This is a genomic window from Lelliottia jeotgali, from assembly GCF_977070485.1.
The window spans coordinates 356,673-379,580 of sequence record NZ_CDRVFO010000001.1; the positions used below are offsets into that span (position 1 = coordinate 356,673).

General features: G+C 62.9%; 18 protein-coding genes. 13 read left to right on the forward strand and 5 right to left on the reverse strand.

Features of this window, described 5'->3' with window-relative positions; all coding sequences use genetic code 11:
* Positions 1-84 precede the first annotated feature (84 nt).
* Positions 85-1,893, forward strand: a complete 1,809-nt coding sequence (gene msbA / locus ACW4TB_RS01575; protein WP_042111867.1) for a lipid A export permease/ATP-binding protein MsbA — start codon at positions 85-87, stop codon at positions 1,891-1,893.
* A gap of 130 nt (positions 1,894-2,023) precedes the next feature.
* Positions 2,024-3,445 (forward strand): bifunctional D-glycero-beta-D-manno-heptose-7-phosphate kinase/D-glycero-beta-D-manno-heptose 1-phosphate adenylyltransferase HldE, encoded by a 1,422-nt coding sequence (hldE, locus tag ACW4TB_RS01580; protein ID WP_012312473.1) that lies wholly within the window; start codon positions 2,024-2,026, stop codon positions 3,443-3,445.
* A gap of 32 nt (positions 3,446-3,477) precedes the next feature.
* On the opposite strand, the gene ACW4TB_RS01585 is transcribed toward hldE, so the two are convergent.
* The 4 genes from ACW4TB_RS01585 to ACW4TB_RS01600 form a co-directional block, all read right to left on the reverse strand.
* Positions 3,478-4,446 carry a metal ABC transporter ATPase gene (locus tag ACW4TB_RS01585; RefSeq protein ID WP_279932603.1) on the reverse strand — a complete coding sequence of 323 codons (969 nt, stop codon included), beginning with the start codon at positions 4,444-4,446 and terminating at the stop codon, positions 3,478-3,480.
* Between the two features lie 50 nt (positions 4,447-4,496).
* A complete protein-coding gene (locus tag ACW4TB_RS01590; protein WP_012312475.1) occupies positions 4,497-5,309 on the reverse strand; it encodes an aldo/keto reductase in 813 nt (270 codons plus the stop codon).
* The gene (locus ACW4TB_RS01595; protein WP_012312476.1) at positions 5,306-6,481 is read right to left on the reverse strand and encodes an NAD(P)/FAD-dependent oxidoreductase; all 1,176 of its coding nucleotides are present in this window, start codon (positions 6,479-6,481) and stop codon (positions 5,306-5,308) included. The genes ACW4TB_RS01590 and ACW4TB_RS01595 overlap by 4 nt, the downstream gene beginning before the upstream one ends.
* 76 nt (positions 6,482-6,557) lie before the next feature.
* Positions 6,558-6,890, reverse strand: coding sequence for a DMT family transporter (locus ACW4TB_RS01600; RefSeq protein ID WP_012312477.1), 333 nt, complete (start codon positions 6,888-6,890; stop codon positions 6,558-6,560).
* An 86-nt stretch (positions 6,891-6,976) separates the two neighbouring features.
* Here ACW4TB_RS01600 and ACW4TB_RS01605 point away from each other — a divergent pair, with 86 nt between their 5' ends.
* Together ACW4TB_RS01605 and waaA are read left to right on the forward strand one after the other, a co-directional pair.
* Complete coding sequence (locus tag ACW4TB_RS01605) at positions 6,977-7,867, forward strand: LysR family transcriptional regulator (RefSeq protein ID WP_012312478.1); 891 nt, start codon at positions 6,977-6,979, stop codon at positions 7,865-7,867.
* Positions 7,868-7,878: 11 nt separating this feature from the next.
* On the forward strand, positions 7,879-9,150 hold the full coding sequence (gene waaA, locus ACW4TB_RS01610) for a lipid IV(A) 3-deoxy-D-manno-octulosonic acid transferase (RefSeq protein WP_279932598.1): 1,272 nt from the start codon (positions 7,879-7,881) through the stop codon (positions 9,148-9,150).
* An 85-nt stretch (positions 9,151-9,235) separates the two neighbouring features.
* Here the strand turns inward: waaA and ACW4TB_RS01615 are convergent, their stop codons facing one another.
* Positions 9,236-10,624, reverse strand: a complete 1,389-nt coding sequence (locus ACW4TB_RS01615; RefSeq protein ID WP_012312480.1) for an aminotransferase-like domain-containing protein — start codon at positions 10,622-10,624, stop codon at positions 9,236-9,238.
* A 420-nt stretch (positions 10,625-11,044) separates the two neighbouring features.
* Between ACW4TB_RS01615 and ACW4TB_RS01620 the strand changes: the two genes are divergently transcribed.
* From ACW4TB_RS01620 to selB, 9 genes are all read left to right on the forward strand, one after another.
* Positions 11,045-12,070: a TauD/TfdA family dioxygenase gene (locus ACW4TB_RS01620; protein WP_042111104.1), complete on the forward strand. Its 1,026-nt coding sequence runs from the start codon at positions 11,045-11,047 to the stop codon at positions 12,068-12,070.
* A 31-nt stretch (positions 12,071-12,101) separates the two neighbouring features.
* Entirely contained in the window at positions 12,102-12,887 is a 786-nt protein-coding gene (locus ACW4TB_RS01625) for a sulfite exporter TauE/SafE family protein (protein WP_012312482.1), read from the forward strand.
* Between the two features lie 25 nt (positions 12,888-12,912).
* On the forward strand, positions 12,913-13,674 hold the full coding sequence (locus ACW4TB_RS01630; RefSeq protein ID WP_012312483.1) for an SDR family NAD(P)-dependent oxidoreductase: 762 nt from the start codon (positions 12,913-12,915) through the stop codon (positions 13,672-13,674).
* A 128-nt stretch (positions 13,675-13,802) separates the two neighbouring features.
* The gene (gene fdnG, locus ACW4TB_RS01635; RefSeq protein ID WP_150105113.1) at positions 13,803-16,871 is read left to right on the forward strand and encodes a formate dehydrogenase-N subunit alpha; all 3,069 of its coding nucleotides are present in this window, start codon (positions 13,803-13,805) and stop codon (positions 16,869-16,871) included.
* Positions 16,871-17,827, forward strand: a complete 957-nt coding sequence (fdxH, locus tag ACW4TB_RS01640) for a formate dehydrogenase subunit beta (RefSeq protein WP_012312486.1) — start codon at positions 16,871-16,873, stop codon at positions 17,825-17,827. The genes fdnG and fdxH overlap by 1 nt, the downstream gene beginning before the upstream one ends.
* On the forward strand, positions 17,824-18,480 hold the full coding sequence (locus ACW4TB_RS01645) for a formate dehydrogenase subunit gamma (RefSeq protein WP_012312487.1): 657 nt from the start codon (positions 17,824-17,826) through the stop codon (positions 18,478-18,480). The genes fdxH and ACW4TB_RS01645 overlap by 4 nt, the downstream gene beginning before the upstream one ends.
* Positions 18,461-19,411, forward strand: coding sequence for a formate dehydrogenase accessory protein FdhE (gene fdhE, locus ACW4TB_RS01650; protein ID WP_012312488.1), 951 nt, complete (start codon positions 18,461-18,463; stop codon positions 19,409-19,411). The genes ACW4TB_RS01645 and fdhE overlap by 20 nt, the downstream gene beginning before the upstream one ends.
* 146 nt (positions 19,412-19,557) lie before the next feature.
* A complete protein-coding gene (gene selA, locus ACW4TB_RS01655; protein WP_012312489.1) occupies positions 19,558-20,985 on the forward strand; it encodes an L-seryl-tRNA(Sec) selenium transferase in 1,428 nt (475 codons plus the stop codon).
* Positions 20,982-22,904: a selenocysteine-specific translation elongation factor gene (selB, locus tag ACW4TB_RS01660; RefSeq protein WP_254467070.1), complete on the forward strand. Its 1,923-nt coding sequence runs from the start codon at positions 20,982-20,984 to the stop codon at positions 22,902-22,904. The genes selA and selB overlap by 4 nt, the downstream gene beginning before the upstream one ends.
* The last annotated feature ends 4 nt before the right edge of the window (positions 22,905-22,908 follow it).

The following is a 22,908-nucleotide window of genomic DNA, read 5'->3' on the forward strand; positions in this document are numbered from 1 at the left end:
CCTGGCATGTTGTTGCCTCGCAGGCGTGCCGAAAATGACGCCTGTGGTAAAATTTCCGGTTCAACCTGAACAGCGAGCTCGATGATGGCCGAAACACCGCTACCGGCGGAGCACACCTCCAGCCTGAAGATCTACTTCCGGTTGCTGAGCTACGTGAAACCCTATATCGGCATTTTCCTGCTGAGTATTGTCGGTTTCGTGATCTTTGCCTCGACCCAGCCAATGCTGGCCGGGATCCTCAAGTACTTTGTCGATGGCCTGAGCAACCCCGAAGCGGTGTTGTTCCCCAACGTCCCCTACTTGCGCGACCTGCAATTGCTGCAGGCGGTACCGCTGCTGATCATCCTGATCGCCGCGTGGCAAGGCCTGGGTTCGTTCCTCGGCAACTACTTCCTGGCCAAGGTTTCCCTTTCCCTGGTGCATGACCTGCGTGTGGAGTTGTTTAACAAGCTGCTGGTACTGCCCAACCGCTATTTCGACAATCACAACTCCGGGCACCTGATTTCACGCATCACCTTCAACGTGACCATGGTGACGGGTGCCGCCACCGATGCAATCAAGGTGGTGATCCGTGAAGGCCTGACCGTGGTGTTCCTGTTTGCCTACCTGCTTTGGATGAACTGGCACCTGACCCTGGTAATGGTCGCCATCCTGCCGGTGATCGCGGTAATGGTCAGCGTCGCCAGCAAGAAATTCCGTAAACAGAGCAAGAAGATCCAGGTGGCGATGGGCGACGTGACCCACGTAGCTTCCGAAACCATCCAGGGCTACCGTGTGGTTCGCAGCTTCGGCGGCGAGGCTTACGAGCAGCAGCGCTTTGGCCGTGCCAGCCAGAGCAACACCGACAAACAGCTGCGCATGACCAAGACTGGCGCCCTGTACACGCCGATGCTGCAACTGGTGATCTACAGCGCCATGGCCGCGTTGATGTTCCTGGTGCTGTTTCTGCGGGGCGACTCGACCGCCGGTGATCTGGTGGCCTACATCACCGCTGCGGGCCTGCTGCCAAAACCGATCCGCCAGCTTTCGGAGGTCAGCTCGACCATCCAGAAAGGCCTCGCCGGCGCTGAAAGCATCTTCGAGCAGCTCGACGAGCAGCCCGAGATCGACCGCGGTACGATCGAGAAGGAGCGGGTGGCAGGTCGCCTCGAAGTGCGCAACCTGAGCTTCACCTACCCGGGTACCGAGCGCGAAGTGCTGAGCGACATCAGCTTTACCGCCGAGCCTGGGCAGATGATCGCGCTGGTCGGGCGCTCTGGTAGCGGCAAGTCGACCCTGGCGGCGCTGATCCCGCGCTTCTATCACCACGATCAGGGGCAGATTCTGCTCGATGGCGTGGAGATCGAAGACTACCGCCTGCGCAACCTGCGCCGGCACGTTTCGCAGGTGACCCAGCATGTGACCCTGTTCAACGACACAGTGGCCAACAACATTGCCTACGGCGACCTGGCCGGCGCGCCGCGCGCAGACATCGAAGCTGCGGCTGCCGATGCCTATGCCAAGGAGTTCGTCGACCAGTTGCCCAAGGGCTTTGACACCGACGTGGGCGAAAACGGCGTGCTGCTGTCCGGTGGCCAGCGCCAGCGCCTGGCGATTGCCAGGGCTCTGTTGAAGAACGCGCCGCTGCTGATCCTCGACGAAGCAACTTCGGCACTGGACACTGAGTCCGAGCGGCATATCCAGGCTGCCCTGGACCATGTCATGCAGGGCCGCACCACGCTGGTGATCGCGCACCGCCTGTCCACAATCGAGAAAGCCGACCAGATCCTGGTGATGGACCAGGGCCGCCTGGTGGAGCGCGGTACCCATGCCGAGCTGCTGGCGGCCAATGGCTATTATGCCCGCTTGCACGCCATGGGCCTGGAAGAGCCGGCGAAGGCCGATATCACCTGAGTTGCCCTTGATCGGGGCCGTACGGCCCCGATTGTCACCGGAATTTTCCAGGGCCCGATCTGGCCGTAAAGCCGTCGCCTACCCTGTGCTAATATCCTGCCCCTGTTCATTATTTCCATATGGGTTGCCCATGAAGTTGTCCATGCCGCGTTTCGATCAAGCCCCGGTATTGGTGGTCGGCGATGTCATGCTGGACCGCTACTGGCATGGCGGTACTTCGCGTATCTCGCCAGAAGCGCCAGTGCCGGTGGTAAAGGTCGATCAGATCGAGGATCGCCCCGGCGGCGCGGCCAACGTTGCGTTGAACATTGCCGCCCTCGGTGCCCCGGCGGCACTGATCGGCGTCACCGGCCAGGATGAGGCCGCCGACAGCCTGGCCAACAGCCTGCAGGCTGCGGGGGTACGTTCGGTGTTCCAGCGCATTGCGCACCAGCCGACCATCGTCAAGCTGCGGGTCATGAGCCGTCACCAGCAGCTGTTGCGCATCGATTTCGAAGAGCCGTTCGCCACCGACCCGCTGTCGCTGGGCGCCGAAGTCGAGAGCCTGCTCGAGGGTGTCAAGGTGCTGGTGTTGTCCGACTACGGCAAAGGCGCACTGAAAAATCATCAGAGCCTGATCCAGGCCGCACGTGCCAAGGGTATACCGGTACTGGCCGACCCCAAGGGCAAGGACTTCTCCATCTACCGCGGTGCCAGCCTGATCACGCCGAACCTCAGCGAGTTCGAGACCATCGTTGGCCGCTGCGCCGATGAGGCCGAGCTGGTCGCCAAGGGCCTGCAGCTGTTGCTGGACCTTGACCTGGGCGCATTGCTGGTGACCCGTGGCGAGCACGGCATGACCCTGCTGCGCACCGGCCAGCCGGCGCTGCACCTGCCGGCCCGTGCCCGCGAAGTATTCGATGTGACCGGCGCTGGCGATACCGTGATTTCCACCCTGGCTGCCGCCATCGCGGCCGGTGAAGACTTGCCCCACGCGGTCGGCCTGGCCAACCTGGCGGCTGGCATCGTGGTCGGCAAACTGGGTACTGCAGCGATCAGTGCACCTGAGCTGCGTCGCGCGATTCAGCGCGAGGAAGGTTCCGAACGTGGCGTGCTTGGCCTGGAGCAACTGCTGCTGGCCATCGACGATGCGCGTGCGCACAACGAGAAGATCGTGTTCACCAATGGTTGTTTCGACATCCTGCATGCAGGGCATGTGACGTACCTCGAGCAGGCGCGTGCCCAGGGTGATCGTCTTATCGTCGCGGTCAACGACGATGCTTCGGTAAGCCGCCTGAAGGGCCCTGGCCGCCCGATCAACAGCGTCGATCGGCGCATGGCCGTGCTGGCTGGGCTGGGCGCGGTGGACTGGGTCATCAGCTTCCCTGAAGGTACGCCGGAGAATCTGCTGAGCCAGGTGAAACCGGATGTGCTGGTCAAGGGCGGTGACTACGGTATCGACCAGGTGGTGGGTGCCGATATCGTCAAGGGCTACGGCGGCACCGTGAAGGTGTTGGGGTTGGTCGAGAACAGTTCGACTACCGCGATAGTCGAAAAAATCCGCAAGAACTGATGTGCCCGGGGCCGCAAGGCGGCCCCGGATATTCATTTGCTCAGCGAGGTGCGCGCGCGCTCCAGCAGTGCCCGCGCCTTGTCGCCAAAGCGTCGCAGGTGTGAAGCCTTTGCTGCTTTGCTCTCCACCAGCCCCTGCTGCCTTACCCAATCCTTCCAGCGTATCCGCTCGTCCGCGACCACCCACCCGTCCTGCCGAGCAAAGCTCTCCGCCAGGTACAGCCCGCGGGTGCTGGCCGGCACCAGTTCATCTTTCCTCAATGTATACAGCTCGGCCTGCGGCTGACCGTCCTGCACCGGCATCAGGTACAGGTCGGGCCGTTTACGGTTGAGCCGAGCGACCAGCTGATCACCTTCAAGGCGTTCATCGACATGGAACAGGCTCAGCTTCTTGGCGTCCCTGGGTACTTGCAGGCGCATGTCGTAGATCAGTTGCAGCGATGCCGTAGGCAGGTGCACATACGCCCGTGGGCGCTCCAGCAACATCAGGTTGGCGCAATACACCGACCGGGCGGCACCCGATTCCGGCGTCAGGACGAACGGCAGCGCCTCCCGGTAGTGCAGGGCGGCAGCGTAAGGTGCAGGTAGCCAGGTGTCGTTGAAGCGACCTCCCAGCCAGCCTTCCGGCGTTTCCAGCAGGCACTCTTCCGCCACTTCCTGGACCGCGGTGTGCAGCGGCAGGTTAAGTTCTTGAGCCGGTACATACCCTGAAATCAATTTAAGCACCACGTCGCCCCGGTCCTGGCGGCGCTGGCGCACCAGTACCCAGTAGTCGCGGTTCTGCCAGTGCAGGGTCAGGCGTACCGAAACGCCGAGGTTGGCCAGCTCTGCCACGAAACGCTGGTTATCGGGCAGCTCGATGGCCCGGCGCCGTTGTTGCGTCTGGGCAAAGTTCAGTGGCATGCCGATGCTCTGATAAACCAGGCTCTCGGGGGTGGCTTCGACATGCAGTGGCAGTGTTTTGAAGTTGCTCGGGTTCTTGCGGATCAGCGTACGCGGCACGAGGCTCCTCCTTGCGTCGGGTCAGTGTCCAGGCCCGGGGTGGGGACAACTCAATGCTGGCCCAGGATGCGGGCGACGGTGGCCACGTTGTGGGCCAGGTGCAACGGGTTGATGGTGCCGACGATAGCACTGCTGACGCCAGGGTGGGCGAACAGCAGTTCGAAGCTGGCGTGTACCGGGTCGACACCAGGTGCAAGGCAGACATGCCCACTGGCCAAGGCCTTCTTCACCAGAATGGCTTTGCCGTGTTCGGCAGCGTAGTCCAGTACCGGTCGTTCTGCCTGCTCGTTGAGATTGAAGGTGACCATGGCACAGTCGCCTTGCTCGAGAGCTTTCAGTCCGCCGGCGACTGTTTTGCCCGACAGGCCGTAGCCGAGAATCTTGCCCTCTTGCTTGAGGGCTGCGAGGGTCTGGTAGACCTCTTGCTGCTCGAGAATCTCCAGGTCGTTGCCATCGGAGTGCACCAGCACCAGTTCGATGCGGTCGGTTTCCAACCGGCGCAGGCTGCGTTCGACCGAAAGACGGGTGTGGGCTGCACTGAAGTCGAAGCGCGACTGGCCGTTTTCGAACTCTTCGCCAACCTTGCTGACGATCACCCATTCATCGCGCTGGCCGCGCAGCAGCGGCCCCAGACGCTCTTCGCTGCAGCCATAGGCCGGTGCCGTGTCGATCAGGTTGATACCCAGTTCGCGCGCCTGGGCCAGCAGCAGGCGCGCTTCGTCATCGCCGGGAATCGTGAACCCGGTGGGGTACTTCACGCCTTGGTCGCGGCCAAGTTTGACCGTGCCCAGGCCCAGGGGTGACACCTTGAAGCCTGTGCTGCCCAGCGAGCGGTGGAAGTCGTGCAGGGTCGGCAGGGTCATGGCAGCAGTTGCTCCCAGGCAGGCACGCCGAGTGGCGGGCGTGGCAGCCCTGCAAGCTCGGCTTGGGCGCTTGGGCGGATGCCGTCACGTTCCAGGCTGGCCAGCACACGGTCACTGAAGTCGGGCGCCAGGGCAAGTTTGGTTGGCCAGCCCACCAGTAGGCGCTGCTGGTCGGCGAGGAACGCGTTGTCGGGCCGCACCAGGCCCGATTGTGCAGGTTCTGCGCGGTCGACTCGCAGCGTGGCCCAGCGGACCAGGCGTTGATCGACCCACGGCAAGAGCTGGCTGACCTCCTTCTGGGCTGCGGCAATCTGCGCCTGCGTGTCGCGCGCTACGCCATCGGCTTCAGCCAGGTCGCCGCCCAGGTACCAGACCCATTGGCCGTCGGCTGCAGGGTGGGTGGTGATTGTGACGCGCGGCTTGGGGCCGCCGCCCAGGCAGTGGGCATACAGTGGTTTGAGGTTAGGGCCTTTGGCCATGACCATATGCAGCGGCCGTGTTTGCATGGCCGGTTGCTCAAGGCCCAAGGCGTGAAGCAGGCCCTCGGTGCCCGCGCCAGCACTGAGCACGATGCGCTGGGCACGGATTTCACGGCCGTCCACGCGCAGGCCAACCAGTAATTCACCTTCATGCAGGGGCTCGATGTGCTCACCGGCGAGCAAGGAGTCGCCAGCCAGTTCAGCCAGGTTGGCCAGCAGGCTGGGGACATCGATCACCAGTTCGGCCAAGCGATACACCTTGCCTTTGAAGGCGCGGTCCTGCAGCGCAGGAGGCAATTGATCCCCCTTGACCTGGTCAACCCGGCCGCGCACGGCCTTGCTGGCGAAGAAGCTGGTGAGGTTGCCGGCCAGGGTGCCGGGCGACCACAGGTAGTGGGCGTCGGAAAGCAGGCGGGTGCGGCTCAGGTCCAGTTCGCCGCTGCCGGCCACGGCTTCGCGCCAGCGCCGTGGCATGTCGGCGATGGCTTCCGAGGCGCCCGTCAACGCACCGTGCAGGGCGTACTTGGTACCGCCATGGATGATGCCCTGGGACTTGATGGTCTGTTCGCCGCCAAGGCTGGCGCGCTCCACCAGCACTGTCGAATAACCCAGGCGGCGCAGGCGGGCATTGAGCCACAGGCCTGCGACCCCGGCGCCGACGATGAGCACGTCAGTGGAAATGGCGGATGGCATGGCGGTACCTCGAAGTCTGGGACAGCTGGCAAGTATACAGGCTATGCCTGGATTGGCTCATCGCCGACGGGCCCCATCAATGCCCGGCAGTCTTGGAGAACAACTGGATCACCACCACGCCGCCAACGATCATCGCCATCCCCAGCATCGCCGGCACATCGAGTTTCTGCCCATAGATGACCAGCGCCGCCACGCTGATCAGCACGATCCCCAGCCCCGACCAGACCGCATAGGCGATGCCTACCGGAATGGTGCGCACCACCAGCGTCAGCATCCAGAATGCGATGCCATAGCCGACCACCATCAGCAGCAGTGGCAATGGCGTGCTCAGGCCTTTCACGGCTTTCATGGAGGCTGTGGCGATGACTTCGGCGACTATGGCGATGGCGAGGCAGGTGTAGGCGTTCATGGTTCGTTCCTCCGGTTCTGGACGGGCATTCTAGTGTGTCCCAGGATGCGGTAAAGTCATTACCTATCGCCCCGGGAGATAGGTTGATGGCCGATCAGTGGAACCTTGAGCAGCTGCGTACCTTCGTGCGCGTCGTCGAACTGCGCTCGTTTTCTGCCGTCGCCCGTGAGCAGCGCAAAGCGCAGTCAGCCGTCAGCAATGCCATTGCAATGCTCGAAGCGGACCTCGGCGTCACTTTGTTCGAGCGCAGCAGCGGCCGCCAGCCCAGGCTGACCGAAAACGGTACCGCGCTATTGGCGGATGCCCGCGAGCTGCTGCGCCAGTGCGAACGGCTCGATGGCCGCGCTCTGGCCCTGATGCGTGGCCAGGAAGCCTTGTTGCGGGTGGCGCAGGATGAAGCCATGCCTTATCAACCTGTGATCGACAGCCTCGACGAACTGGCCATTCATTACCCTTTTCTGGAAGTGCAACTGGCCAGCGGAGCCCAAGGTGACGTAGCGCGCAAGCTGGTGGAGCGACGTGCCGACCTGGGTTTGTTTTTCCACCATGAAAGCATGCCTGCCTCACTGGAGCGGCGTGCCCTGGGTAGCGTAGAGATGGTCACGGTGTGCGCGGTGGATCATCCATTGGCATGTGAAAGCCGCGTCACACGCCAGCAGCTGGCACGCTACCGCCAGTTGCTGATCGCCCCGCAGCAAAGTGGCTATCCCGGTGGCGAAGCGATCAGCCCGCAGGTATGGCGCGCTGACAGTTTCTACGCCATGGCCGAGCTGCTGATGCGTGGGCTGGGCTGGGCGTGGCTGCCACGCCATGTGGTGCAATACCCGACCTACCAGGCGCACATGGTTGAGCTGGCCAGCGAATGGCGGCCACCGGCCCTGGTCGTCGAACTGGCCTGGCGCCGTGACGAACCGCTGGGGCCCGCCGCGCAATGGCTGGCCGAGCGCTTTGCGGTGCACTTGCGCGCGATCGGGTAAACTTCGCCGCCATGAACAGAACTCTCTATACCCTGTTGTTCCACCTGGGCCTGCCGCTGGTCGCGCTGCGCCTTTACCTGCGTGCCCGCAAGGCCCCGGCCTACGGCCAGCGTATCGGCGAACGTTTCGCCCGCAACCTGCCGGCGATGCGCCAGGGAGGCATCTGGGTACATGCCGTATCGGTAGGTGAAAGCATTGCCGCCGCGCCCATGGTGCGAGCTTTGCTCAAGGCCTACCCGGACCTGCCGGTCACGCTCACCTGCATGACGCCCACCGGCTCAGAGCGCATTCGTGCGCTGTTCGCCGATGAACCGCGCATCCAGCATTGCTACCTGCCTTATGACCTGCCGTGGGCGGCGGGGCGTTTTCTCGACCATGTGCGCCCGCGGCTGGGCATCATCATGGAAACCGAGCTGTGGCCCAACCATATTCACCAATGCGCCAAGCGTGGCATTCCGGTTGCGCTGGCCAATGCTCGGTTGTCCGAGCGTTCCGCCCGTGGCTATGCGCGTTTTGCCAGTCTGACCCGGCCGATGCTCGCCGAGATGAACCTGATTGCGGTGCAGACCGAAACCGAGGCGCAACGCTTCCGCGACTTGGGTGCGCGTCCTGAGTGCGTGCAGGTCACAGGTTCGATCAAGTTCGACCTGAAGGTCGATGACCAGCTTTTGCCGCGTGCCAGGGCACTGCGTGAACAGTGGGGCGCCAGCGGGAGGCTGGTGTGGATTGCGGCCAGTACCCATGAAGGTGAGGACGCGCTGATCCTGCAGGCTCATCAGCAGTTGCTGCAGGTGCATGGCGACGCGCTGCTGATCCTGGTGCCGCGCCACCCCGAGCGTTTCGATGCAGTGCATGCCTTGTGCAGCGGGCAGTTCGCTACCGTGCGCCGTTCTGCCGGTGCGGCGGTCGATGGCCAGACCCGCGTGCTGCTCGGCGATACCATGGGCGAGCTGCTGTTCCTCTACGCACTGGCCGACATCGCCTTCGTCGGCGGCAGCCTGGTCGCCACTGGCGGCCACAACCCACTGGAGCCGGCAGCGCTGGCGCTGCCGGTGATCATGGGGCCGCATGTGTTCAACTTCCTCGAAATCAGCGCGATGTTGCGTGATGCCGGGGCGTTGCAGCAGGTGGACGATGCCCAAGGGTTGGCAGAGGCAGTGCGGCAGTTGATCGAGTTGCCGCAGGATGCCCAGCGCATGGGTGAGGCGGGCAGGGCGGTGATGCAGGCCAATCAGGGGGCCTTGCAGCGGTTGCTGGATGGGCTGGGGCGGTTGATCCGCTGAGCCGCATTTAGTGTTCATGAGGGCGCTACGCCCACAGGGCAGGGCGCTCAGACGGTTCGTGAGCACCCTGCGGCCTTCTTCATTTCTAGTAGAAAAGCCGCGGCTCGGATGAGTCCAGCAAGCTGGCAAGTTTGGTCAGGGCAAAGCTCAGCTCGGCACGGCTTGGCGTCATTAGGGCGATGCGCACTCCACAGCTGGCTGGGCTGCGCTCAGGCAGGAACTGGCTCCCACTGACCACGGTTACGCCATTGTTGCGCGCCAGGTTGGCGAATTCATCGCTGGTCCATGGCTCAGGCAGTTCCAGCCAGATATGGAAGCTGTTGGGCTGGCTACGCACCTTGTACCTGCCAAGGATTTCCTGGGCCATCAACTGGCGTGCGGCGGCTTCTTCCTGCTGCACCCGCACCAAATGCTCGGCCATACCGCTGTTGATCAGGTTGCTGGCCAGTTGAGCCATCAGCGGGGAAGGCATCCAGACGCTGCTGCGCACCATAGACGACAACCGCGACAGCGTTTGTGGCGGCGCGTAAAGGTAGCCGATACGCAGCGCCGGCAGCACGCTCTTGGACAGGCTGGTCAGGTACACCGAGCGCTCAGGTGCATAGGCGGCCAAGGGCTTGTAGTCAGGCGCCGGTTCGAGGAAGCCGTAGATATCGTCATCCACGATGAACAGGTCGAACTCGCGGGCAATTTGGGCGATAGCTTCGCGACGCGCGTGCGGCATTACCGAGTTGGTCGGGTTCTGGTGAGTGGTCACACATACCAGCAGCGAAGGGCGGTGCTCCACGCAGGCAGCCCGCAAGGCCTCGGGAATCAGGCCGTGCTCGTCCATGGCTACCCCGCGCAAGCGGCGGCCCATGCTGTGGGCAAGGGAAATGATGCCGGGGTAGCAGAGTGCCTCGCACAGAATCACATCATCGCTCTTCGACAGGCTGCTGATGGCCACCAACAGGCCATGCTGGGCGCCGGAGGTCAGCACCACCTGTTGCGAGCGAGCTTCGGGCAACCAGCGCTGAATCCATGTGGCGCCGGCCTGCTTGTGCGTCGCATGGCCGCCGTCGGTAACGTAGTCGAGCACTTGGTCAAGGTCGGGGGATGCAGCCAGCTCGGTAATTGCTCCGCGCAGCCAGTCGGCCATGTGCGCATCGTTGGGCTTGATGATCGAAAGGTCGATCTGGCCGCTTTCATGCTTGAGCGGTGCGGGCCGCGAGAATGCGGTGGGGGTAGGCGCCGGTCGTTGCTGCAGGACGAAAGTGCCGCGGCCGACCTCGCCAACCACCAGGCCCCGCTTGGCCGCTTCGTCATAGGCTCGGCCAATGGTGCCAGGCGTCACGTGCAATGACTCGGCAAGATCCTTGAGTGTTGGCAAGCGGTCGCCCGGCGCCAGCCGGCCGTTGCCTATGTCCTGCTCAAGAGCATCGGCGATCATCAGGTAGACCGGCTGCGCCAGGTCGCTGTAGTGAGGAACCCACATGGAAATGGCACCAGAATCTTCAAGAACGCGGAAGCCTAGCACGAAAGGCAAGATCGGAGTAATCGCGTTTTTGATGTGTAAATTGCCTCTATTGATATGACTGCAGTGCTTATGGCCGTAGGTAGTCGGTACACGTCGGGAGCACAAGCGAAAGCGCGTTCAATTCGCGTAACGAGGAAATCTTTTGAAATCAATAAGTTGATTGTCTCGATTCAATGGTGATGGCAATCGGCCAATGAAATAAATTGAATCGATTCTATTTTTGTAATTACAATGATTGAGTCGATGCAATGTGGTGATGCCGGGACCGGCATCTCTCGTTCGTATCGCTCAGCTGTGAACGGTTTCAAAAAAAGACAATGACTGCCGCCTCTGCCCGGCATAGCACGACACCGAATGGCCAATGGAATAGCACCCGAAATGGAAAGCGCATACCTGCAACAAGCAGCCGAGCCTCAGACTTCACTGGAGATCCGCCTGCCCTGGGTTGTCTCCAGCGCCTGGCAAACCTTGCTGACCAACACCCCGCTCGATTTCGAAACCAGCAAAGAGCTTTACCCGCAACTCAAGGAGCAGGCACAAGAGGTCTTGGGCAAAGCGCTGTGCCAGCAAATCCGGGGTTTCGTTGAGGATCCGCAACTGACCAGTATGATCGTGCGTAATTGCCCACGCGATCGCGATGTGCCTCCTACCCCTTACTCTGGTGTGCTCAGCCCGCGCAGTACGCCAATTGCCTGTCTGGTCAGCCTGACCATGCAGAACCTGATGGGTATCAACCCGGTTGTCTATGAGGGAGAAAATGATGGTCGGCTGTTTCGCCATGTAATCCCGGCCCGTACGTCATCCAGCCAAAAGAGCTCGCATGGCTCTCGGCTGCGCTTTTCCTATCACGTCGACAATCCCGACCTGCCATTGTCTTCCGAGCCGCTGGGTACGGTTTCCTGCTGCCCGGAATACCTGTCGTTCTTTGGCATGCGCTGTGATCCACGTATCAGCACAACCTTGGTCAACCTTGATGCAGTGATCGCATCGCTGCCCTTGGCTACCGTGCGCGAACTGTGCGAAGCGCAATTCGAAATCCGCCGCCCTGACTCGTTCACCGGTAACCGCCGCTGCACCGCCGAGCTGCCGGTGCTGGTGCGTGGCCATTCAGGCGAGTGGTTATGCCGCTTCGACAGCGAGAACACCCACGGGCTGAACCTGCGCGCCGAGCAGGCCCTGGCCACCCTGCGCGGCTTGTTGGAAACCCGGCGTTTCGATGAGCCACACCTGCTGCTGCCAGGCGATTTCATGATCTTCAAGAACCAGCGCGTGCTGCATGCCCGCGATGGCTTCGAGCCGCAAAACGACGGCGCTGACCGTTGGCTGCTGCGGGTGTTCGCTGTCAACGATCTGAACCGGGTGCGCTTCGCCCGGGCCGACCACCTTTACGAAGTGCTCTCCTGATCAATCTTCATTTTTCGACGGAATTACTGCTATGGAACTGTTAGGCGCTTACTGGGCGGAACACTGGCTGCTGGCGATCCTGCTACTGGGCGCAATTGCCTTTGTCGCGGGCTTCGTGGACAGCATTGCCGGTGGGGGCGGGTTGTTCCTGGTACCAGGGTTTCTGCTGGTGGGCATGCCGCCTCAGGTAGCCCTGGGGCAGGAAAAACTGGTCAGTACGCTGGGCACGCTGGCTGCCATCCGCAACTTCCTGGCCAACAGCAAGATGGTCTGGCAGGTGGCGCTGGTAGGCGTGCCTTTCTCACTACTCGGCGCCTACCTGGGGGCGCACCTGATCGTGTCGATCTCTCAGGAAACCGTAGGCAAGATCATTCTGGCGTTGATCCCTTTCGGCATCCTCATCTTCCTCACCCCCAAAGACCGCCCGATAGAGGAGCGAGAGCTGTCGGCGCGGATGCTCTACACCGTCGTGCCGTTGACCTGCCTGGCCATCGGTTTTTACGACGGCTTCTTCGGCCCAGGTACTGGCAGCATGTTCATCATCGCCTTCCACTACCTGCTGCGCATGGACCTGGTTTCCAGTTCGGCCAACTCCAAGACCTTCAACTTCGCCTCCAACATCGGTGCGCTGGTCGCATTCATCATGGCCGGCAAGGTGGTCTACCTGCTGGCGCTACCGCTGGTGGCCTGCAACATCCTCGGCAATCACATGGGCAGTGCACTGGCACTGCGCAAAGGCAACGACGTGGTGCGCAAGGCGCTGGTGTTTTCGATGCTGTGCCTGTTCACCAGCCTTGGCGTGAAGTACCTGGTCTGACATTACCTTCTGGGAGACAAACCTGATGAAAACTGCATTCGTGACCGGCGCCTCCTCAGGCTTTGGCCGGGCCATATGCCGCACCCTGGTTGCCAAGGGCTATCGCGTGATCGGTGGCGCCCGCCGTATGGACAAGCTGCAGGCACTGGAGCATGAACTTGGCGACAACTTCATTCCACTGGCGCTGGATGTGACCGATGGGCAGTCGATCAGCGCAGCGGTTTCGCAGATCAACGAAGCTGCGCCGGCCATCGATGTGCTGGTCAACAACGCAGGGTTGGCGCTGGGTATCGAGCGAGCCCAGGCCTGCAGCGCCGAGAACTGGCAGCGCATGATCGACACCAACATCACCGGCCTGGCCATGGTCACCCATGCGGTATTGCCGCAGATGGTCCAGGCCGACAGCGGCATGATCATCAACATTGGTTCGATTGCCGGCACTTATCCCTACCCGGGGGGCAACGTTTATGGCGCGAGCAAGGCGTTCGTGCGTCAGTTCAGCCTGAACCTGCGCGCCGATCTGGCTGGGACCCGTGTGCGGGTCAGCAACATCGAGCCCGGGCTGTGTTCCGGGACCGATTTTTCGGTGGTGCGCCTGAACGGTGACCTGAATGCAGTGGATGCGCTGTACCGTGATGTGCAGGCGATTCTGCCCGAGGACATTGCCGCTACGGTTGCGTGGATCGCAGAACAGCCGCCACACGTAAATATCAACACGCTCGAAATCATGCCGGTGGCGCAGAGCAGCGCGGCCTTGAATGTGGCGCGCAATCTGCCGCCTTGCTGATCGGGGTCAATCGCACTTTTGGCATTCTTGGCTAGTCTTAACGGTTGGCGGCATCACTTTGCCGCCACCGTGATGACCCGAGGCGCCGGCAATGCCCCGAGCGCCCGAAACCTGATCAGGAGTGCACGATGGACCTCAACCGTCGGCAATTCTTCAAGGTCGCCGCTGTCGGCCTTGGAGGCTCGAGCCTGGCGGCGTTGGGCATGGCCCCGACGCCGGCCTTCGCCGAGCAGGTGCGCCACTTCAAGCTGGCGCACACCAAGGAAACCCGCAACACCTGTCCCTACTGCTCGGTCGGCTGCGGCTTGATCCTCTACAGCCAGGGCGATGCGGGCAAGAACGTCAAACAGAACATCATTCATATCGAAGGCGACGCCGACCACCCGGTCAATCGCGGCACTCTGTGCCCGAAAGGCGCCGGTCTGCTGGACTTTATCCACAGCGAGAGCCGCCTCAAATACCCCGAGGTACGCAAGGCGGGCAGCAAGGAGTGGGTGCGGGTCAGTTGGGACGAAGCGCTCGACCGCGTTGCCCTACTGATGAAGCAGGACCGCGACGCCAACTTCATCGAAAAGAACGCCCAGGGGCAAACCGTCAACCGCTGGCTTACCACCGGTTTTCTCGCTGCCTCCGCCGCCTCCAGCGAGGCCGGCTATCTGACCCACAAGGTCATCCGCGCAACCGGCATGCTGGGGTTCGATAACCAGGCACGTGTCTGACATGGCCCGACGGTGGCAAGTCTTGCCCCGACGTACGGCCGTGGCGCCATGACCAACCATTGGTCAGATATCGCCAACGCGAATCTGGTCCTGGTGATGGGTGGCAACGCAGCAGAAGCGCACCCGTGCGGCTTCAAGTGGGTGACCGAGGCCAAGGCGCACAACAAGGCGCGGCTGATCGTGGTCGACCCGCGGTTTACCCGTACCGCCTCGGTGGCGGACTACTACGCGCCAATTCGTACCGGCAGCGACATCGCCTTCATGGGCGGGTTGATCAACTACCTGCTGAGCAATGACAAGATCCAGCACGAGTACGTGCGCAACTACACCGACGTTTCGTTCATCGTCAAAGAAACCTATGGTTTCGAAGACGGGCTGTTCAGTGGCTACGACGCGGCCAAGCGCGTGTATGCCGACAAGTCCGGCTGGGGTTACGAACTGGGCGAGGACGGCTTCGCCAAGGTCGACCCGACCCTGCAGCACCCGCGTTGCGTGTTCCAGCTGATGAAGCAGCATTACAGCCGCTACACCCCCGAACTGGCGAGCATGACCTGTGGCATGCCGCAGGACGCCATGATGAAGATCTGGGAAGAGATCGCCACCTGCTCGGTACCGGGCAAGACCATGACGATCCTCTATGCACTGGGCTGGACGCAGCATTCGATCGGCGCGCAGATCATCCGCAGTGCCGCCATGGTCCAGTTGCTGCTGGGCAACGTCGGCATGCCGGGTGGCGGGGTCAATGCCCTGCGCGGGCATTCCAACATCCAGGGCCTGACCGACCTTGGTTTGCTGTCCAACTCGCTACCGGGCTATTTGAGCCTGCCAGGGGATGCCGAGCAGGACTATGCCGCCTACATTGACAAGCGGGCCTCCAAGCCGCTGCGCCCTGGGCAGCTGTCCTACTGGCAGAACTACGGCAAGTTCCATGTCAGCCTGATGAAGGCCTGGTATGGCGCCAATGCCACGGCAGAAAACAACTGGGGCTACGACTGGTTGCCCAAGCTCGATGTGCCGGCCTATGACGTGCTGCGCATGTTCGAGATGATGAGCCAAGGCAAGGTCAACGGTTACTTCTGCCAAGGCTTCAACCCGATCGCCGCGTTGCCGGACAAGAACCGCGTGACCGCTGCCCTGGGCAAGCTCAAGTGGCTGGTGGTCATGGACCCGCTGGCCACCGAGACCTCGGAGTTCTGGCGCAATGCCGGGCCCTTTAACGATGTCGACACGGCCAATATCCAGACCGAAGTGATCCGCCTGCCCACCACCTGTTTCGCCGAGGAGGATGGTTCGCTGGTCAACAGCAGCCGCTGGCTGCAGTGGCACTGGAAGGGCGCTGACGGCCCGGGCGAGACCCGCACCGACGTGCAGATCATGAGCGAGTTGTTCCTGCGCATGCGTCAGCGCTATCAGACAGAGGGTGGCACTTACCCTGATCCGATCATGAACATTAGTTGGCCCTACAAGCTGCCTGACGAGCCGTCCCCGGAGGAACTGGCCAAGGAAATGAACGGCTGGGCGGTCACTGATGTGACCGACCCCACCGGCGCGCTCATCAAGGCCGGGCAACAGTTGGCAGGCTTCGGCCAGCTCAAGGACGACGGCAGCACTGCGTCCGGCTGCTGGATCTTCGCCGGTTGCTGGACCGAGCAGGGCAACCAGATGGCGCGGCGCGACAACAGCGACCCGTACGGCATGCACCAGGCGCAGAACTGGGCCTGGGCCTGGCCGGCCAACCGCCGCATCCTTTACAACCGTGCCTCCAGCGACCTGCAAGGCAAGCCATGGGACCCGGAGAAAAAGCGCCTGGTATGGTGGAACGGCAAGGCCTGGACAGGCACCGACGTGCCCGACTTCAAGGTCGACTCGCCACCGGAAGCGGGCATGAACCCGTTCATCATGAACCCCGAGGGCGTGGCGCGGTTTTTTGCCATCGACAAGATGGCCGAAGGGCCGTTCCCCGAGCACTACGAGCCGTTCGAGACACCGATCGGCATCAACCCGCTGCACCCGAAGAACAACAAGGCCACCAGCAACCCGGCCGGGCGGATCTTCGATTCGGTGTGGGACACCCTCGGCAAGCACGACGAATTCCCCTATGCGGCTACGACGTATCGGCTGACCGAGCACTTCCACTTCTGGAGCAAGCATTGCCGGCTCAACGCCATTGCCCAGCCCGAGCAGTTCGTCGAGATCGGTGAGGTGCTGGCCAACGAGAAAGGCATCAAGGCGGGGGACCGGGTGCGGGTATCGAGCAAGCGCGGGCATATCGAAGCGGTGGCGGTGGTGACCAAGCGGATTCGCCCGCTGCAGGTTAACAACCAGACCGTGCACCAGATCGGCATTCCTTTGCACTGGGGCTTCACCGGCGCGACACGGCACGGTTACCTGACCAACACCTTGGTGCCCTTCCTCGGTGACGGCAACACGCAGACGCCGGAGTCCAAGTCGTTCCTCGTCAAAGTGGAGAAACTCTGATGGCCAGCCAAGACATCATCGCCCGCTCGGCCACCACCACCGTACCGCCTTCGGTGCGTCAGCAGGAGGAAGTCGCCAAGTTGATCGACACCACCAAGTGCATCGGCTGCAAGGCCTGCCAGGTGGCGTGTTCGGAGTGGAATGAACTGCGTGACGAGGTCGGCCACAACCACGGTACCTACGACAATCCCCAGGACCTGACGGCCGATACCTGGACCCTGATGCGCTTTACCGAACACGAGCGCGACGACGGCAACCTGGAGTGGCTGATCCGCAAGGACGGCTGCATGCATTGCGCCGAGCCGGGTTGCCTGAAGGCCTGCCCGAGCCCGGGTGCGATCATCAAGCACGCTAACGGCATCGTCGATTTCAACCAGGACCATTGCATCGGCTGTGGCTACTGCATCACTGGCTGCCCGTTCAACATTCCGCGCATCTCGCAGAAAGACCACAAGGCCTACAAGTGCTCGCTGTGTTCCGACCGCGTGAGCGTGGGCCTGGAGCCTGCCTGCGTGAAAACCTGCCCGACCGGCGCGATCGTCTTCGGCAGCAAGGACGAAATGAAGGTGCATGCTGCCGAACGCATCGTCGACCTCAAATCGCGTGGCTACGACAACGCCGGTCTCTACGACCCGGACGGCGTCGGTGGCACGCACGTGATGTATGTACTGCACCATGCCGATACGCCCAGGCTGTATGCCGGTCTGCCGGACCAGCCGGTGATCAGCCCGCTGGTGGGCTTGTGGAAGGGCATCACCAAGCCGCTGGCGCTGCTGGCGATGGGCGCGGCGGTGCTGGCGGGGTTCTTCCACTATGTGCGGGTTGGCCCGCAGCGGGTCGAGGAGGACGAACACCCCACCACCACGCCACCTGATGACAGCGTGCACCAGGTGGACCCGGCGGTGCATGTCTACGATCCGAAGCAGCCCGGTGGGCAAGGGGAGCAGCGGCCATGAACGACGACAAACCCATCCTTCGCTACAACGCCAACGAGCGGACCAACCACTGGATCGTCGCCATCCTGTTCGTGCTGGCCGGGCTTTCGGGGCTGGCGCTGTTCCATCCGGCGCTGTTCTGGCTCAGCCATCTGTTCGGCGGCGGGCCGTGGACACGCATCCTGCACCCCTTCATCGGGGTGGCCATGTTTGTGTTCTTTCTGTTCCTGGTGGTGCGTTTCTGGCGCGCCAACTTCATCACTGCCAACGACCGCCTGTGGCTGCGCCGCATTGACCGGGTAATGCTCAACAAGGAGGAGGGCGTGCCGCCGATCGGCAAGTACAACGCTGGGCAGAAGCTGCTGTTCTGGACGTTGTTGGTGTGCATGCTGGTGTTGCTGCTCAGCGGCCTGGTGATCTGGCGTGCGTATTTCAGCCATTTCTTCGACATAGGTTCGATTCGCCTGGCGTCGTTGGCCCATGCGCTGGCGGGCTTCGTGCTGATTCTCAGCATCATCGTGCACATCTACGCCGGTATCTGGATCAAGGGTTCGATCGGCGCCATGTTGCATGGCTGGGTCAGCCGCGCCTGGGCACGCAAACACCATCAGTTGTGGTACCGCGAGGTGACCGGCGACAAGACGCCGAGTGACCATGGACGTAAAGAAGGATGAACGCTTGAGCACGATACTCGAACCGGGGCAGATCGAAGCGTCGGCGGTGATGCCGCCGTTTCTGCACCTGCCGCCCGCCAACCTGTTCGAACTGCGCGCCCTGCGCCTCGAACAGCTCGCTGCAGGGCATGCCCTTGGCGACTACCTGCGTCTGATCGCCCGGCTGTGTCGCATTCAGCAGCAGCTTGTGGATAACCCGCCTGGTGGTTTGCCAGTCGCCGATGACCGACAGCGCCTGTGCATAAGTCATGGTTTGCCACCCCTCGCGGCCGACGGCCTGGTGCGCGAGGGGCCCTGGCTGGCGTGGTTGCAGGCACTGATCGATCATTTCGACGGCGAGGCCAGTGGCCCTTTGGCGGCAGCATTGCAGGCACTGCGCGGCAGTGATGACAGCCAGCGCAAAGGCTGGGGGAGCGCATTGCTGGCGGGGCAGTACGACGCTGTGCCTGTAGCACTGGTGCCGTTTCTGGGGGCCGCGCTGCAGGCGGCCTGGTCCAGCTGGTTGCTGGCACTGCCATCACATGAACTCAAGCCGTCGGGCAGTCAGGCCCAGTGCCCGGCCTGTGGTTCGCCGGCCATGGCCGCAGTGGTGCGTAACCGTGGCAAGCACAACGGCCTGCGTTACCTGGCGTGCTCCTTGTGTGCCTGCGAATGGCATGTGGTGCGGGTCAAGTGCGTGTATTGCGAATCGAGCAAGGGCTTGCGCTACACCAGTCTGGAGGATGACCGCCATGCGCCGGGCAAGGCGCCGCTGCGGGCAGAGTGCTGCCCGGGGTGCAATACCTACCTGAAACAGAATTACCTTGAGAACGACGCTGCTGCCGAGCCGTTGGCCGATGACCTGGCCAGCCTGGCGCTGGATATCCGGTTGGACGAGGAGGGCTTTCATCGGCTGGCACCCAACCTGATGCTGGCGCCGGGTGGTGGGTGAGTGTCTACACTGCACAATTGATTTGCCCTCATCGCCGGCAAGTCGGCTCCCACAGCTATTTCACTGCTCCCGAGAGCGATGCAGTCCTGTAGGAGCCGGCTTGCCGGCGATGAGGCCCGAACAGACAATGGATAAGGTAGTACCTGATGTCTTCAAGCCTCGCCAGCAATACGCCACGGCTCCCTTCCATCGACACCCTGCTACGTCACCCGGCCTGCCTCCCGCTGATCGAGCGTCATGGCCGCGACGCAGTGCTCGCCACCCTGCGCCAACTGCTCGACGACCTGCGCGAACCTGTTCGCAACGGCCAGCTCGACGCTGCCGAACTGGGCGCTGAAATCCTCCTGGGCCGCAGCGGCGAGCGCCTGGCCCTCCAGCAGCGCAGCCAGGTACGACGCGTCTTCAACCTTACCGGCACGGTACTGCACACCAACCTCGGTCGTGCCCTGTTGCCTGAGGAAGCCGTTGAAGCCATGCAGACCGCCGCCCGCTATCCGCTTAACCTGGAGTTTGACCTTGCCACCGGCAAGCGTGGCGATCGAGACGATCTGATCGAAGGGCTGATCCGCGAGCTGACAGGCGCCGAAGCGGTCACCGTGGTCAACAACAACGCGGCCGCCGTGCTGCTTGCGCTCAACAGCCTGGGCGCGCGCAAGGAGGGCATCATTTCCCGCGGTGAGCTGATCGAGATCGGCGGCGCCTTTCGCATTCCCGACATCATGGCCCGTGCCGGTGTACGCCTGCACGAGATCGGCACCACCAACCGCACCCATGCCCGCGACTACGAAGCTGCCATCGGCCCGCGTACCGGCTTGTTGATGCGGGTGCATTGCAGCAACTACAGCATCCAGGGTTTCACCACCCAGGTGCCTACTGCGGAGCTCGCGCGAATCGCCCATCAGCATGATCTGCCGCTGCTGGAAGACCTGGGCAGCGGCAGCCTGCTCGACCTGACCCGCTGGGGCCTGCCCGCCGAACCGACCGTGCGCCAGGCCCTGGCCGATGGCGCGGATATCGTGACCTTCAGCGGTGACAAGCTGCTTGGCGGCCCCCAGGCCGGGATCATCGTTGGTCGCAAGGATTTGATCGCGAGGATCAAGAAGAACCCGCTGAAACGTGCACTGCGCGTCGACAAAATCACCCTCGCTGCCCTCGAAGCCGTGCTGGCGCTGTACCGCAACCCGGACAAGCTGGTCGAGCGCTTGCCCAGCCTGCGCCTGTTGACCCGCAGCCAGGCTGAAATCCACGCCCAGGCCGAGCGCCTGGCACCCGAGCTCAAGGCCCGTCTCGGGGGGCAATGGGCCGTCAGCGTCGAGCCGGCGCTCGGCATGATCGGCAGCGGCAGCCAGCCGGTTGCACGCCTGCCCAGCGCCGCGCTGTGCCTGCGCCCACAGGTGTCGAAGAAACTGCGCGGGCGTAGCCTGCATGTGCTGGAACGCGCCTTGCGCGATCTTGCGGTGCCCGTGCTCGGCCGTATCGACGATGACGCGCTGTGGCTCGACCTGCGTCAGCTGGACGACGAAGCTCAGTGGTTGGCGCAGTTACCGGCCCTGCAATTGGGGCCAGTGCAGTGATCATTGGTACCGCTGGCCACATCGACCACGGCAAGACCGCATTGCTCCAGGCCCTGACCGGGCAGGCCGGCGACCATCGCCAGGAAGAACGCGAGCGCGGCATGACCATCGATCTGGGCTATCGCTATGCCGCCCTGGCTGAAGGCGCGCCATTGACGGGCTTCATCGATGTGCCCGGCCACGAGCGTTTCATCCACAACATGCTTGCTGGCGCCCATGGTATCGATCTGGTGTTGCTGGTGGTGGCTGCTGATGACGGCGTCATGCCGCAGACCCGTGAGCACCTGGCGATCATTGAGTTGTTGGGCATTCCCCTGGCACTGGTAGCAATAAGCAAGTGCGACCGGGTCGCGCCGGTGCGCGTGGCCGAAGTGCAGGTGCAGATTGCACAGTTGCTGGCGCCCGGGCCTTATGCCGGGGCAGCGCAGTTCCCGCTGTCGAGTGTTACCGGCGAGGGGGTCGAGGCGCTGCGTCATGCTTTGCTCGCGGCGGGCGAGGGCTTGAAGCAGCGCAGCGTGCGTGGCGGCTTTCGGTTGGCTATCGACCGCGCCTTCGCGGTCACCGGGGCTGGCCTGGTGGTCACGGGTACGGCGCTGGCCGGGCGTGTCAGCGCGGGTGATACGTTATTGCTCGGCAAGGCCGGTAAAGCAGTGCGGGTACGCGGTCTGCATGCGCAAAACCAGGCGGCGCTGGTGGCTGAAGCGGGACAGCGTGTGGCGCTGAACATTGCAGCCGAGCGCCTCGCGGTTGAGCAGGTGCGCCGTGGCGATTGGCTGGTATCGCAATGGCTGCACGCGCCCAGCACACGGGTCGATATCGAACTGCAGCTGCTCGCCGGCGAGTCCCGCCCTTTCGAACATTTCAGCGCCGTGCACGTACATCTGGGGACCCAGGACGTCACCGCACGGGTCGCCCTGCTCGAAGGCGAGCGGCTGCCTGCTGGTCAGCGCATGTTCGCCCAATTGTTGCTCAATGCGCCGCTGCAAGCCGTGCATGGCGACCGCCTGGTGCTGCGTGACCAGCGTGCCCAACGCACCCTTGGCGGCGGTACGGTGCTGGACCCGTTCGCACCGAGCCGGCAGCGTCGCAGCGAGGCGCGCTTGCGCCAGTTGAAGGTGCTACGTGATGCCAAGGGCCTGGAGCAAGCCTTGATGGCGTTGCTCGACACCGCGCCAGGTGGGCTCGACCCACAGCGGCTTGAACGCCAGTTCAACCGCTTGCGTGAGGGCTGGCAATTACCAGCTGACGTGCTGGTGGTCGCAACCAGGCAAGGCCAGTTGTTATTCGCTAAAGCCCAGTGGCAGGCGCTCAAACACCAGGTGCGCGAACAACTGGCGTTGTTCCACGAGCAGGAACCCGACCAGCTGGGCCCGGACCGTGACCGCCTGCGGCGCTTCGCCGCCTTGCCAGTCGAGCGTCCCGCATTCGTCAGCCTGCTCGAGGAGATGCTCGGCGAAGGCACTATTGCCAGCAGCGGGCCGTGGTTGCATCTGCCTGGTCACAAGGTGCAGTTGAGCGAGGCCGACAGTGCGCTATGGTCGCGGCTGCAGCCGAGGTTGCTGGAAGGGCGGTTCGATCCGCCTTGGGTGCGGACGCTGGCCAGCGAAGAGAAATGTGCCGAGGCGGATGTGCGCCTGTTGTTGCGAAAGTTGGCCAGGCTTGGCGTCGTGCATCAGGTGGTACGTGACCTGTTCTACCCTGAGGCGACGCTACAGCGCATGGCAGAGCTGCTGCTTGGGCAAGCGAATGAAACACCGATAGTGCAGGTGGCCGCATTTCGCGATATGTTGGGCATCGGTCGCAAGCGCAGTGTGCAGATTCTGGAATACTTCGACCGTATCGGCCTGACCCGCAGGGTTGCCGATCAGCGTCACATCCGCGCCGACAGCGCCCTGGCCCAGCAGCAGGCCAGGCACTGAGTTC